Source organism: Micromonospora sp. NBC_01740 (assembly GCF_035920365.1).
GTDB classification, from domain to species: Bacteria; Actinomycetota; Actinomycetes; order Mycobacteriales; family Micromonosporaceae; genus Micromonospora; species Micromonospora reichwaldensis.
In genome coordinates this window covers 4,791,582-4,805,874 of record NZ_CP109150.1, presented here as the reverse complement: position 1 = coordinate 4,805,874, position 14,293 = coordinate 4,791,582, and the positions used below count along the sequence as shown (strand labels likewise).

General features: G+C 76.6%; 7 protein-coding genes. 1 reads left to right on the top strand and 6 read right to left on the bottom strand.

What is annotated here, in order from left to right:
* Positions 1 to 164: 164 nt before the first annotated feature.
* The 6 genes from OG989_RS21285 to OG989_RS21260 form a co-directional block, all read right to left on the bottom strand.
* Positions 165 to 2,066, bottom strand: coding sequence for a hypothetical protein (locus OG989_RS21285; protein ID WP_327028187.1), 1,902 nt, complete (start codon positions 2,064 to 2,066; stop codon positions 165 to 167).
* Entirely contained in the window at positions 2,063 to 5,743 is a 3,681-nt protein-coding gene (locus tag OG989_RS21280; RefSeq protein WP_327028186.1) for a vWA domain-containing protein, read from the bottom strand. Before OG989_RS21280 ends, OG989_RS21285 begins: the two co-directional genes overlap by 4 nt.
* Positions 5,740 to 6,930 (bottom strand): ATP-binding protein, encoded by a 1,191-nt coding sequence (locus tag OG989_RS21275; protein ID WP_192581506.1) that lies wholly within the window; start codon positions 6,928 to 6,930, stop codon positions 5,740 to 5,742. The genes OG989_RS21280 and OG989_RS21275 overlap by 4 nt, the downstream gene beginning before the upstream one ends.
* 49 nt (positions 6,931 to 6,979) lie before the next feature.
* Entirely contained in the window at positions 6,980 to 12,082 is a 5,103-nt protein-coding gene (locus tag OG989_RS21270; RefSeq protein WP_327028185.1) for a hypothetical protein, read from the bottom strand.
* A gap of 5 nt (positions 12,083 to 12,087) precedes the next feature.
* Entirely contained in the window at positions 12,088 to 12,945 is an 858-nt protein-coding gene (locus tag OG989_RS21265) for a DUF4132 domain-containing protein (RefSeq protein WP_327028184.1), read from the bottom strand.
* A 346-nt stretch (positions 12,946 to 13,291) separates the two neighbouring features.
* Positions 13,292 to 13,741, bottom strand: coding sequence for a MarR family winged helix-turn-helix transcriptional regulator (locus OG989_RS21260; RefSeq protein WP_327028183.1), 450 nt, complete (start codon positions 13,739 to 13,741; stop codon positions 13,292 to 13,294).
* 79 nt (positions 13,742 to 13,820) lie between these two features.
* Between OG989_RS21260 and OG989_RS21255 the strand changes: the two genes are divergently transcribed.
* Positions 13,821 to 14,222, top strand: a complete 402-nt coding sequence (locus tag OG989_RS21255) for a nuclear transport factor 2 family protein (protein ID WP_192581466.1) — start codon at positions 13,821 to 13,823, stop codon at positions 14,220 to 14,222.
* Positions 14,223 to 14,293: the final 71 nt, after the last annotated feature.

Genomic DNA, 14,293 nt, shown 5'->3' with positions numbered 1-14,293 from the left:
TCGCCCGGCGGGCGGGTCGTGACGCACACGGTCGCCAGGTGTGCGTTCCCTCGCCCGACGGCCCCGGCACCCGCCCGGGTTCGGACGGGGTGCCGGAGCCTCGGTGGCGATCGCCTGGCCCGCGGTCACCGGCCCGGAGCGCGATCGCCCCGGGTTCCCGCAGGTCAGCCGAGCGGCGGGGCGGTCCAGGAGGATCGGATCAGCTCCCGCTCGGCGGCGGCGAGATGCGCGGTCGCGGCGAGCCAGGCCCACGCGTACCGGTCCGGGTCGGGATCGGTACGCCGGCCGAACGCGTCCCGGCCGCGCCGGTCGGACTCGTCGGCCAACGCGGTGGTGAGCGCGGCGGCGGTGGTGAAGCCGGCGCGGCGCAGCGGGCCGGCCAGGCCGGTGCCGTCGCCGCGGGCCGCCTCGGCGACGGCGCGGCGACCGCCCGAGACGGCCAACTCCACCAGCCGGCGGACCCGCCACAGCGGGGACTCCGCAACCGCGTCGGCGCCGACGGCCAGGACGGGTCCGGTCGTCTCCGCCGGGTCGCGCGGCGGCAGGTGGCCGCCCTGGAGCTCGTCGTAGCCGAGGTCCGCCCGGCCGTGCCAGTCCACCGGCAGCCGCAACGTGGCGGCGGCACCGGGCACCGGGCCGACCGCGAGCGGTCGCAGCGTGCTGGCCCGGTCCGGGTCCAGCCGGCCGACCACCCGGACCCGCAGGCCGGGCCGGGAGGCGAGCCGCCGCAGGTTGGCCACGTGGGCCAGCATCGGGTGGGAGTCGACCGGCACCAGCCGGATCAGCGGCCCGTCCGGCACCGGCGCCCGCTCGCCTCCTGCGTCGGTGGCGGGGGCCAGCTCGCGGGCCAGCACCTGGTCACCGACGGCGCCCACCACCATCAGGTCACCGCCGAACAGCGCGGTCCCCGCCCGGGCCGGGTCCTCCGGGTCGTCGGTGGCGAGTTGCGCGGTCACCACCTCGGCGAGCGGGCGGGCGAACAGTCGCGCCAGCGGCCCGGTGGACCAGTCGGCCCCGGTGAGCGGGGTGGCCCGGACCCCCTTACCGGCGCCGAGCCGGCCGTCCGGGGAGACGGTGGTGCCGGTGATCCGCAGGCCGCCACGGGCCAGTACCGCGTGGTTGACCGCGACCGCGCCCATCTCGGTGACCGCCCGGGCGCAGTCGCGTGCCCGGTCCGGACCGCCCGGTTTCACGTCGCCGAAGGAGAGCTGGCGCCCGTCGGCGGCGACCAGGTGGGTGACCACCCCGGCGTACCCGGTCGCGCTGATCACCGGTTCCCGGCAGACGCCGTACACCTCCAGGGTGCCGTCCGGCTGGTAGGCCCGCCGCAGGACGCCGACCAGCGCCGGGTCGGCGTCGCCGGCGGCCAGCCGGCCGGTGACGTACAGCAGGTCGTGCAGCACCTCGACCAGCTCGGCCAACCGGTGGCCGTTCTGCCGTCCCCGGTGTGCGCGCAGCCCACGTACCGTGCGCAGCGCGGCGCTCTCGGCCCGCGGCAGGCCGGCCAGCCGGGCGCCGTGGGCGGCCCGCAGCAGTTCGGCCTGGGGCACCGCCCCGGCCGCCGGCACGCCGGCCGCGAGCACCGCGGCGGCCGCCCGCCACAGCGCGCCGGCCGCGGCCCGCTGCGCCTTCGTCAGTGCCGCGCCGGCCGACTTCCTGGTACGCGCGGTCCGGCCGGACGCCGCGGCGGCGCTGTCCGACGCCGGGGACGCCGCGGCGGTGGACGCCGGATCGGGGTGGGCGGCCGGGTCGGCGACGGGGCAGGCGAGCAGGACGGCGGTGCGGTGCAGACAGCGGGGCGCCAGCAGGCAGCTGCACCGCGCCTGGTGCGGGTCGGTGACCGCGCCCGTCGCTCCGGGCGTCAGGGTGACCAGCGACTCCGGACCGCAGTCGACCGACACGCCGCCGTCGACCGGGCCGACCGGTACGCCGGCCAGCCGTTCGACGGCGGCGTCGAGCCGCCTGTGCAGCCGGGGTGGCAGGGCCGCCACCGCCGCGGCGGCGACCGCCGGCAGCACCGGCGGCAACCGGTCGGTGTCCACGGCGGTGGCTGTGCGGTCCGTCAACGTGATCCTCCGCGGATGCGGTCGCCCACCCAGCGGGCGAGTTCGAGCGGGCTGAGAGCGGCGACCGGCATCCCGGCCGCGACGAGCTGCTCGGCGACCGGCACCGAGTAGCAGGGCACTCCCCTGTCGTTCAGCGCGGCGCAGCCGAGCAGGTGCACGCCGGAACCGACCAGCGTGCGGACCTCGCCGAGCAGCCCGGCCAGCGCATAACCCTCCTCGAAGTCGCTGACCACCGCGACGATGGTGCGGCTCGGCACGGTCACCAGCGAGCGGGCGGCGGCCAGCCCGGCGGCGATGTGCGTACCGCCGCCGACGCGCACCTCCAGCAGCAGCGACAGCGGGTCGTCGACCCGGTCGGTCAGGTCGACCACCTCGGTGGAGAAGGCGAGGAAGTGGGTGGACAGGGTGGGCACCCCGGCCAGTACGGCGGCGGTCAACGCCGACCACACCACCGACGCCTCCATCGAGCCGGACACGTCGACCACCAGCACCAGCCGCCAGTCGGCCTCCTTGCGGGTGCGGCTGTTGAAGACCGGGCGTTGCGGCACCACCACCGTCCGGCCGTCGCCGAGCCGCTGGGTGTGCGCCAGGTTCGCCCGCAGCGTACGGGCCAGGTTGATCCGGCCACCGGGACGGCTGGTCGGACGCGGGTTGGTCAGCCCGGTCAGCGCCGGACGCACCTGGGTGGCGAGCTGCCTGGTCAGCTCCTCGACCAGCCGCCGTACCAGTGGCCGCAGCTTGGCCAACTGCCCCTCGGGCAGGCCACCGGCCAGCGACAGCACCGAGGTCAGCAGTTCCATCGAGGGGCGTACGGCGGCCGGGTCGAGTTCGGTGAGCACGTCGGTACGGCCGCTCTCGGCCGCCCGGGCGATGACCTCCTCGCGTACGGCGGTGCCGAACAGCGCCTCGAGTTCGTCGGCCCACTCGCGGGCGGTCGGGAAGGAGGCCTCCTGGCCGCCGCCGGCCGCCTGCCCGAGGTCGGTGGCGCCCTCGCCCTGGCCCGCCCCGTACAGCTCGTCCAGGGCGCGGGCGTAGCGGCGGGCGTCGGCCGGCAACCGGTCGGGCTGGCGGCCGAGCAGCAGCCGCCACCGGTCGCTGGCGGTGAGCCGGGCGTCCGGGGTGTCCGGCCCGGGCGTGACATCGGCATCGGCGTCGACCTCGGTGGGGCCGGTCGGCGTGCCCGGGACGGGGAGGTGGCGGGCGAGCAGGGCGGCCCGGCCGGCCGCGTCGGCGGCGGCCCAGCGGGCCAGCAGCTCCGGCGGGGCGGACAGGCTCAGGTCGAGCCGGTCACCCAGCCGTTCGGTGACGGTGTGCAGCAGCCGGTCCCGGGCCGCCGGGGTGAGCACGTCGAACCCCCCGCGCAGCGCGGGCAGCCGGTCCAGGAAGTCGGCGTCGGGGAGCCGCTCGATCCGTTCCAGCAGCGGGTCCAGCGCGGCCGGGGCGGACTGCAACAGCGGGTGTGCCCCGGTGAGCAGGCCGCCGAGCAGCCGGTGCAGGTGCCGTCGGGTGTCCGGTCCTGTCGCCGCGTCGATCCAGCCGGCCACCCGGGTGCCCAGGGTCTCCAGGTCGGTCAGGTCGAGCAGCACCCGGGCGGCCAGGGCGGCGCCCTGGATCAGCGGCGCACCGGCGCGGGCCAGGTGGTCGAGGGCCTCGTCCAGGCGCAGCCCGATGCGGTCCTCGCCGGCCCGTACCGCGAGGTCGACCAGCGCGGCGGCGTCGGCCGGGGTGTCGCTGCCGGCCAGGCCAGGCAGCCCGCGCACCGCCGCGTCCAGCAGCACGACGGCCAGCTCGGCCGCCCGGGCCCGGCCGTCGGCGGTGGTGCCGGGCAGGTGCTCGCGGCGCAGCGCCTCCAGCAGGTCCAGTGCGGCCAGCAGCTCCGGCAGCGTGCCGGTGCCCGGCAGCACCGTGGCGGCCAGGTCGAGCCGGTCGGTGACCAGCTCCGGCAGGTCGCACCGGGCGGCGTCGCGCAGCCCGGTGAGCAGCTGCGCGGCGGTGGGGCCACCGTCGGCGGCCTCCCGGCGGAACCGCTCCCGCAGGGTGCCGGCGGCGGCCAGCGCGGCGGTCACCCCGCGTACGCCGACCAGGTCCAGCCGGGCCGCCACGGACGGCGTCCAGGCCAGCTGCCAGCGGGTGGTCAGGGCGGCGCCGTCGCCGGTGCCGGACACCGCGACGGGCTCGCCGTAGCCGACGCCGCAGATCTGGAGGCGTTGCAGCAGGATCTCCCGCCGCCCGTCCAGGTCGGTGCGCAGCGGGTCCAGCCGCACCTCGCGGGCCTTGGGGCTGCCCGGGTCGGGCAGCCGCAGCGTGGCGAGTTCCGCCTCGACCGCCGGGCCGAGCCCGGAGCGCGGCGTGCCGGGGGCGATGCGGCCCCGTTCGGCGCCGACCAGCACGTTCTCCAGGGCCCTGGCCAGCGCCCGGCCGCGGCCGAGCAGTTCACCCTGGCCGAGCACGGTGGTCACCGCCTCCAGCACCTCGCCCCGGCCGGGGGCGGGCAGGTTCCGCAGCCGGGCCAGGTCGTCGGCGAGCCGTACCGTCTCGGTGGCCTCGCCGGTGCCGGCGGTGTGGCCGGCCGCGCGGAGTTCCCGGCACAGGTCGGTGACCGCCCGGGCGGCGGCGGCCCGGATCCGTTCCGGGTCGCCGGCGGCGGTGAAGACGGACTGCTGCCAGCGCGGGTCGCGGATCCCGGCCGGGTAGCCGGACCGGGAGTCGAGCAGGTCGAACGCGTACGGCACCAGCGAGGTGACCGCCGTGCGGTCGCCGTCGGTGGCGGCCGGTCCGGGCGGGGTCGTCACGGACCGGACCGGATCGGCCGGGGCGGTGCCGGGCCGGGTGGACGCGACGTCGACGGCGGCGGTCGACGGGGCGGGGACAAGGGCCGGGGCGTGGAAGGCGCCGACGACGGCGGCGACCCGCCGGCCGTCGACGCCGGCCTCGGCCAGTACCCGGCGCATGTGCCGCTCGCGGGCCAGGTCCCGGCCCGGTACGCCGTCGCGGTTGGCGCTGTCGGTACGCATCGCCCAGCCGACGCCGAGCGCGGCCCGGCGGACCGCCTCGGGCGGGCAGCCCGGGGCGCGCACCTCGACCACCCGGTCCCACAGGTCGTCGCCGTCGCGGCCGGTGCCGCTGGCGCTGAGCGCGGCGGCGTAGGACCGGCGCAGGCCGGGCACCGGCTCCCCCGCGTCCGGTGCGGGCTCGTCACCGGCGGCCGGCTCGGCACCGGCAGTCGGGTCGGGGTCGGCGGCGCCGGCGCTCCAGCCGGGGTCGGCCAGCGGCAGGTCGCAGCAGACCACCTCCACGCCGTGCTGCCGGGCCCAGCGGATCGCGGCCAGTTCCGGGGAGAAGTCGGCGAACGGGTAGAAGCCCATCGGCCCGTCCGCGCCGTGGCTGCCGACCAGGGCCAGCGGGGCCCGGGCGGCCGGATCGGACAGGTACGGCAGCCAGCGCTGGAAGTCGGCCGGCAGCTCGATGCAGACCACCTCGGCCCCGGCGGCGTCCAGCAGCGCCGGCACCACCGCCGCCAGCGCCGGGCTGTGGTGCCGCACCCCGATCAGGTACGGCCGCACCGAACCGGCGAGCGCGTCGACCACGGCGCGCGGATCGGCCGACGTCGCATCGGCCCTCGGCGGGTCGGCGGCCGGCGGGGCCGCACCGGGCGTCGTGCTGGAGAGGGTCGTCACCGCAGGCTCTCCCGCAGGTCCCAGAGCCGGCGCCACATCGCCGAGCCGTCCTCGGCGCGGCGACGGACCGGGCCGTCCCAGTAGCCGAGCAGCCGGGCGTGGTCGTTCTGGTCGTCCTTGCGGACCACGCCGAGCAGGTGCCCGGGCACCAGGTCGAGTGCCTCCCCGCCGGGCAGGTACGCGGCGGCCAGGCCGAGCGACACCGCCACCTGCACCGCCTCGGCGGTGGACATCACCGTGCCGGGCCGTTCCACGTCCCAGCCCTCGCCCGACCGGCCGGAACGCAGGTCGCGGAACACGGTGACCAGGGCGTCCAGCACCGCGTCGTCCACCGTGTACGCCGCGCCGGCGCGCTGCACGGCGGCGGTGGCCTGCTGGCGGACCAGGTCGGTCTCGACGTCCGCGTCGGAGATCGGGTGGATGGTCTCGAAGTTGAACCGGCGCTTGAGGGCCGAGGACATCTCCGACACGCCCCGGTCCCGCAGGTTGGCGGTGGCGATCACGGTGAACCCGGGCGTGGCGCGGATCAGCCCGTCCTCGGTGCCGGACAGCTCCGGCACGTTCATCCGCCGGTCGGACAGGATGGACACCAGCGCGTCCTGCACCTCGGGCAGGCAGCGGGTGACCTCCTCGATCCGGACCACCCGGCCGGTGCGCATCGCGGTCAGCACCGGCGAGTCGACAAGCGCCTGCGGGGTCGGCCCCTGGGCGAGCAGCAGGGCGTAGTTCCAGCCGTACCGGAAGGCGTCCTCGGTGGTGCCGGCGGTGCCCTGCACGGTCAGCGCGCTGGTGCCGCAGACGGCGGCGGCCAGCAGCTCGGACAGCATGGACTTGGCGGTGCCGGGCTCGCCGACCAGCAGCAGGCCCCGCTCGCCGGCCAGGGTGACCACGCACCGCTCGACCAGGCTCCGCTCGCCGACGAACTTCGCCGGGATGGTCATGCTGGCCGGCAGTCCGGTGCCGTCCGCGCCGGTGCGCCGCTCGGCGGGCAGCTTCAACGCCTCGCCGTCGCTGCCCTGGATGAAGGTGACCACGGCGCGCGGGGTCAGCGCCCAGCCCGGGGGCCGGGCCCCGTCGTCGTACGCGGCCAGGAAGGCCAGCTCGTCGGCGTACCGCTGCTCGGCGGAGAGGACCTGGGCGGCGGTCTCCGGCGCCACGGTGGGGCGGACGTGTTCCGTCACGGTCACGGGCGTTCCTCGATCTCTTTCGGTTCGGATGGGGGTGGTCAGGGGTGGGTCAGCGGGAGGTGGGCAGGTGGTCGAAGCGGGGCCGGTCACCGTCGCGCAGGCGTTGCCAGGCGCGCCGGTGGAGCTCGGCGGCCGGGACGAACGGCACCGTCACGCCGAGCGCGGCCGTGCCGTCGGGTGCGAGGTCGAACAGGGCGGCCTTCCAGCCCTCGATCGGTGCCTGCCCGCTGCCGCGCTCCAGCCACGGGCCGGGCAGGAACAGCGACCGGCCGGCCCGGGACCGGCTGGCCTCGACGACCAGGTCGGTGCCGGCCAGTTCGGCGCGGGCCGCCTTCAGCCGCGCCGGCTTCCAGCCGGTCCACTTCGCCGTGTTGCGGTCGGTCGGGTCCGGCATGGCCAGCAGCATCAGGTACACCGCCGCCGCGTCGGCGCCCAGGCCGTGCGCCCCGGCCACCTCGGCGACCAGGTCCGGCACCGACCGGGTCGGGTCCTGCGGCCACCAGGTGCCGTCCGCCGCCCGCGCACCGCCGGCCGGCTCCCCCGGATCGCCGAGCAGCGCCACGAAGCGTGGGTCACGGACCAGGCGCAGCGCCACCTCGACCGGGTACGGCTTGGCGGCGTCCCCGCGCAGCGCCGGCAGGTACGGGTCCGTCCCGTCGGCGTCGAGCAGGTCCGGCCGCAGCGCGGGCGACGGCTGGCTGTCGTAGGTGGACAGGACGATGGCGCCGTACCGTTCCCAGCCGGGGCCGGTCTCCGACGGGGTGCCCGCCACCTGCCGGAACGCGGGCAGGGACACGTACTGGTCGAGGTCGAGCAGCAGGCCGGGGCTGGCCAGCCGGTTCCGGATCGCGGCCAGCGCGCCGGGCAGCGCGGCCCGGCACGCGTCGCCGGCCGGCGTGTGGTGGGCGACCCAGGCCGCCAGGGCGACCGTGGAGCGCAGCACGTGACCGGTGAAGCCCGCCGCCTTTGCGTCGACCGGCCGGGCCCGGTCGCCCCTGACCTCGAAGGCCAGGTCGGTGCTCAGCTCGGCCGAACGGGCCGGGTCGAGCAGCGCCGGCAACGCCTTCGCCGGTGCCCAGCCGGTGCGGACCGCGCGCGTCGCCTCGGCGAGCAGGTGTTCGGGCACCACCACCCGGCGCCCCAGGGCGGCGTTCCACACCGCCGCGGCGGCGGCCACGTCCGGGCCCTCGGTCCACAGCCGGGCCGGTTCCTCGGGCAGCAGCGCCGAGACCACGGCCCGCCGCAGCGTCGCCCTGGCCTCCCGCAGCACCCCGAAGGCCAGCTTGACCTCCCCGACCTGCCTGATCCCGAGCGCCTTGCGCAGCTCGGCCGGCATCGTGTTCGCCGAGTCCGCGTACGGCAGGCCGGCCAGCACCAGCTTCGCGGCGGTGGGGGTGACGCCGGTCAGCTCGGCGAACTGTTCGGCCGCCTCCGGCCGCCAGGGCAGCGGGCCGCGCGCGGCCGACTCGGCGAGGAACCCGGCCAGCCAGCCGGCCGGCCGGCCGTCACCGACCGGCTCCGAGGAGTGCACCGTGTACGGCTCGGGCACGGCGAACACACCGGCCGGGTCGTGGTGCAGCGCGTCGAAGAAGTAGCCGGTGGCCGTACCGCTGGAGTTGAGGACGGCGACGAACGCCCCGTCGGGCAACGGCAGGATGCCGGGCCTGGGGTAGCGGCGCGAGCCGTCCGGGTTCTTCAGCTCGTTGTCGAGCAGGTGCAGCCTGCACCGGCGCCACCGCCCCGGCTCCGCCGCCGTGCTCAGGTCGAGCCCGTCCAGCTCCGTGAGCAGGGCCCGCAGCGTCTCCCGGTGCTCGTCCGGGGTGACCGCCGCGACGGCCCGGTAGGCGACCGCGGCGACGCCCCCGAGCAGGGACCACCAGTCCAGCGTGGACGGCAGCGACGGCCCGTCGAGGTGCAGCCGCACGGCGGAGCCGTTCCCGCCCGTGGCGGAGCCGTTCCCGTCCGTGGCGGAGCCGTTCCCGTCCGTGGCGGAGCCGTTCCCGTCCGTGGCGGAGCGCCGGATGGTGAACGCCTGGAACTGGGTGAAGACGCCGGTCGCGGTGCCCGCCCCGTGGGCCGATCCGCGCAGGCCGTCCAGCGCCGCGCTGAGCTGCCGGTCGGTGGGTCCGGTCACGGTGGCCGTCGGCACCACCGCGACCGGGGCGGACAGCGACCTGGTGAGCCGCTCGGTCACCGCCTCCAGGTCGGTGCGTACCCGGGCGGCCAGCCGCAGCGCCCCGACCACTCCGGCCAGCAGGGCGTCGTGGCCGAGCGCCGGCACCGTCGAGCGGACCAGTTCCACCAGCGCGTCCGTGTCGTCCTCGACGGCGGTGGTGGCGGGGCCGGAGCCGGCGCCGACCGTGGACGCGGGAACGGCGACGGGAAGGCCGGTGATGGCCTGGGTGGCCACGGTCAGCCCGGACCGCGCCGCCGCGCGGGCCGCGGCCCGTGCCGCCTCTTCGGCCAGGACGGCGCGGCGCTCGTCGAGGGCGACCTTCAGCAGTGCGGCGGCGGTCTCCCGGTCCATCCGGCGCAGGGCGGTGGAGCCGGCCGGGTCGCGGGGCAGCAGGTTGCCGAGGAACTGCCGGGCCGGCAGCGGGACCGTGCCGGGGCTGTAGTCCCGGCTGGACGGCGGTCCGGCGGCGGCCGACACCACCCCGTCCGGGTCGACCAGGACGAGGCCCTTGAGCACGGCTCGGGGTCGGTCGTCGCCGGGCAGCACCAGCGCCGCGACCGGCTCCTGGCCCGCGGCGACGGTGACGGTACGACCGGCCAGGTCCGTACCGCGTACCGAGCCGTCCGGCAGCGTGACCACCCGCCAGCCGAGCAGCCCGTCCACGGGGACGGCGGCCGGGGTGGCCCGGTCGGACAGGGCCGGCCGCAGCCAGCTGGCCGATTCCTGGAGGCGGCTCCCGTCGACCGGGAGGTCGGCCAGGAACCCGGGCAGGCCGCGCCGGCCATGGGTGTTGGCGACCGGGTCGTACTCGCGCCAGCCGTGGGTGTCGTCGTCCTCGCCGTGCCGGTACACCCAGTGCGAGGTGCCGTCGGTGATGACCGGCAGCTCGGACGGGACAGCGGTGTCACCGGCGTGCAGCACGCCGTCGCCGGTGGTCCGGCCGCCGCCGGCCAGCGGCAGGGTGATCTGCTTCCCGCGCGGCTGGCTGCCGTGGTGACGGCCCTGGATGAGCTGCGGTTCGCCGGGCGACGAGTGCCAGTAGCCGCGCAGGTCGTAGTTGAGCGCCTTGGAACGCCAGTAGACCAGCAGTTGGCCGTCGACGTAGTGGTAGCCGGGCTGGCCCCACATGTCGCCGGCCGGGATGCGCAGGTCGTGGCGGAGCACGATGCCCTCGGCGCCGATCACGCGCACCGTGGTCGGCCCGCCCAGGATCGCGTACGGCCAGGCCTCCTGCCGGATCACCTCGACCTGCCGGTCGCCGCCGGTGACCTCCTGCCAGGCCAGCTCCCAGTCCGGCCAGCCCAGCTCGGCGAGGAGTCCGCCGCGCAGGCTGCGGGCGACGCGCTCGGCGAGGTCGACGCCGAGGGCCTGCCCGAGGCCGCCACCCCTGCCGGGCTCGCCCGCTCCGTCGAGCTCGTCGGAGACCAGGCGCAGCGCCTCGACCGGGAGCCGGCCCAGCCAGTCCACCGACGCCGGCAGGTACGGCAGCCCGGCGGCGAACCGGTCGCGGACCCGGGCCCGCAGCCAGTCGATCAGCATCGGCCGGACGCCCGGCGTCTCGACCATCCGGCGCAGGGCGGCCTGCTGGTCGTCGAGCTGGTCGAGGCCCCGGCGCAGGGCACCGGTGAACCGGTCGTCGCCCGCCACGGCGAGCAGGTCGCGCTCTCCCCCGCGCTTGACCCAGTTCGCCAGGTCCAGGGCCTCGCGCTCCTTCGGCGCGGCCACCGGCAGGTCGAGGGCGAGCAGCAGGTCGAGCAGTTCCAGGTCCCCGTCCGCGCCGAGGGTCTCGCCGCTGTCGGCCAGCTCGACGCGCAGCCGGTCGGCCATCCGCTCGACGAGCGGGTACAGCTGCGGCAGCCGACGGCGGTGGTGGCCGGAGTTGACCCGGCCCACGAAGCGGCGCAGCCAGCCGACGGAGCCGTCCTGCGGGCGGGCCGGGTCCGGCACGTCCGCGTCGGACAGCCCGGCGAGCGCACCGGTGTCGGTCAGCAGGGCCAGCCACGTGACCAGGTCGTCCCGGTCGGCGGGCATCAGGTCGAGCAGGCTGCCGCGGATCGCCGGGTCACGGCCGGCCAGCGCCGTCACCGCCGGCAGGTGCGCCTTCCACCAGCCGGCCGGCGCCTCGGCGGCCACCGGCAACCGGAGCAGCTCGGTCAGGTAGGCCGCCTCGCGCTCGGCGACGGCGGCCGTGCCGGCCTTACCGGCGGCCTTGGTGGCGGCCCGGACCAGCCGGTTCACCACGCCGGCCGACTGGGTGGACGGAACCACTCCGGCGGTCGCGGCCCGCAGCGCCAGCCGGCAGAACCGCTCCAGCGCCTCGCCTGCCGGCAACTGGGCGGACAGCTCCTTGGCGTAGCCCGCCAACGCGGTCGCGGACACGACCTTGGCCGAGGCGAACTCCACGTAGACCTCGTCCAGCCGGTTCAGGTCGACCGGCAGGCCGTGCTGCGCCTCCGCCTTACGCGCCTTGTTGAACAGCTGCGTCGCGTACGCGTCCTGCCCGGCGGCCAGGAACACCCGCGCCGCCTGCTCGAAGAACGTCGGCAGGAAGTGCGGCAGCGTGCGGGCGAGCCGGTCGGCGATGCTCTGGTGCCCGTCCAGGGCGGCCTTCGGCCGCGACCGCACCTGCTTGGCCAGCTTCTGCAACTCCGGCACCACCGCCAACGCGTGCCGGCCGTCCGCCGGGTGGTGCACCAGCACCCACTCGGGGAACGCCAGCGGCCGGCGGGGGCCCAGCCCGACGACGACCGGCTCGGCGCCCGGCGTCAGGCCGAGGAACTCGACGGCGATGTCCTCGCCCTCGCCGAGTGCGGCGTCGACCAGGCGGACCACCGGTCGGTCGCCGAGGACCGGGTGCCGGTAGGTGCGGGCGGTGAGGGGCACCGCCCGGTCGCCGGCCCCGGCGGTGTCGGCCGGCAGCACCGCGCCGGCGGTCAGCAGGCTCTCGACCGAGCCGTCGCCGGTGGTCGTCGTCATCCCGGTCACGCCTTCTTCCCCGTTCCGGTCACGGCACCGGACAGGGCCGTCGCCATTCGCATTCCTTCCGACCAGGCCACCGGCCCGACCTCGGTCAACCGCAACGTCGGGCCGTCCACCGCCGACCAGGAGAGGTTGCCCAGGGTCGCCTCGGAGTCCCAGTAGTCCTCGTCGAACCGCATGGCGGCCTCGACCGTGCGGCCTGCCTCCCAGATCCGGCACCTGACCTGCGAGCCGGAGACCCGGAAGCCGAGCGTGGCGGCCCGGGCGGCGAGCCGGTTGGGGACCGTGGTGCCGCGGAAGTCGGTGATGGCCGTGTCGCGCTGCTTCAGCACGTCGGGCTTGCCCCAGGTGCCCCGGTGCAGTTGCTCGATCCGCTGGGTGACGTCCAGTTCCTCGGCGAACTCGCGCAGGTCGGGCAGGTCGGGCAGGCGCACCGGGTGCGGCAGCGTGGCGGTCGTCGGCGAGAGCCGGACGGTGTCCCCGTCGAGGTTGACCACGCGGAGGTCGCCGGTGTCGGTGACGTCGCGCAGGAAGCCCGGCTCGGCCGGGTCGTCCCCGAGGACCACGAGGTCGCGCAGCGCGTCCTGCCAGGCCGGGTCCGGCCAGACCCGGGCCAGCAGCCCCGTCGGCACCGGCAGCGAGGACACCACCCAGGCGTCGACCCGGGCCAGGCATTCGGCGGCGTGCCGGTCCAGCCACTGGGCGAGCTGGCGCAGCCGGTCCACCTCGGGGTCGTCGCGCAGCGCCTTCGGCAACGTCTTCAGGGGACGGCCACCGGCGCGCGGGCCGGTGGACCGGGCCGCCACCTTTCCGTCCACGAGGGAGATCTCGTACGAGTCTCCCACCGGTAGCCAGGCCATCAGGAATACCCTCCGCAGTGGCAGAACAGCCAGATTTCGTGAGGAATCGGCCGTGATCGACAACGAGGGCACGCTAACAGTAGTGACCGACACGACAGCGACCCATCGGCCGAGCAGCCGAGGCCCGGTCAGCGGGACGAGCGGACGCGATCCGCGGAAGCCGCAGGTCCGGGCGGTCCGAGCGCACCGCGAACGGTCAGTCGCGGCCCCGACGGGAGAAGAGGTGATGACCTAGGTCACACCAGCCGGCCGGCAGTCGGCGGCCGGCGCCTGCGTCCGCATCGACACGTCGGCTGATCGGTAGCGCGAGCGCCGGCGGGTGCGGCCTGGTGGCGCTCAGGCCGGATCACGACGTCGGCGCGCCGCCGTGGTGGTCGAGCACCTTGCCGAGCAACGCGACCAGGGCCTGCCGTTCGGCGGCCGACAGTGGGGCGAGCAGCTCGTCCTGCACGTCGTCGAGCGCGCGGTCCAGCCGCCGCAGCTGTCGCACGCCCGCCTCGGTGCTGCTGACGATGTTGCGTCGGCGGTCCGCCGGGTCGGCGCTGCGCTCGACGAAGCCCGCCCCCTCCAGCTCGGTCACGGCCGCGACGACGTCGCTGCGGTCCATGCGGCAGCGCCGCCCCAGCTCCGCCTGGCTCGCGGGACCGAACTCCTGCAACGCCGCGAGCACCCGATAGTGGTAGCCCCGTGCGCCTGCGGTGGCGAACCCCTGGGCGACGAGCCGCCGCGCGTGCACCGCGGTCTGCGTGATCAGCCAGCTCGCCTTCGTGGCGAGACGATCCGGTGTCGGTTCCACGGGTGACCACGCTAACAGGCCGTTGGCCGCACCAACGATCTGCCATATCGTTGGCGCCACCAACGATATGGAGGATGAGATGTCACCCGTGACCGACCGCACCGAGATCGCCGAACTCGTCGCCCGGCTCGCCCAGGCACTGGACGAGCGGCGCTTCGAGGACCTGCGGGGCGTCTATGCCCCGGACGCCGAGACCAGCAGCCCGCGCGGGGCCCTGCACGGCATCGACGACATCGTCGACGTCCTACGGCGGACCAGCCCCGAGGAGGAGTCGACCCAGCACCTCAACACCGACGTGGTGGTGGATCTCGACGGCGACCACGCCGAGGTCGGCACCCATCAGCTCGTGTACTTCTTCCGCCGGGGCGAGGCGCCGCACCGGGTCGCCGGTGTCCAGGCCCGCTACACCGCCACGCGTACGCCGACCGGCTGGCGCTTCGCGCGGGCCCGGATCTCCCCACTCTGGCAGCACGTCTCGTAGCCGCCACGAACGGAGCCACCTCGCCGCCGGCGGCGAGGTGGCCGGCGGCCCGCGAATACTCGGCTGCGCAC

What these genes read in the sequence shown, in the direction of transcription:
- OG989_RS21270 (WP_327028185.1), bottom strand. Translation starts at nt 12,082, where the DNA reads ATGACGACGACCACCGGCGACGGCTCGGTCGAGAGCCTGCTGACCGCC.
- OG989_RS21265 (WP_327028184.1), bottom strand. Translation starts at nt 12,945, where the DNA reads ATGGCCTGGCTACCGGTGGGAGACTCGTACGAGATCTCCCTCGTGGAC.
- OG989_RS21255 (WP_192581466.1), top strand. Translation starts at nt 13,821, where the DNA reads ATGTCACCCGTGACCGACCGCACCGAGATCGCCGAACTCGTCGCCCGG.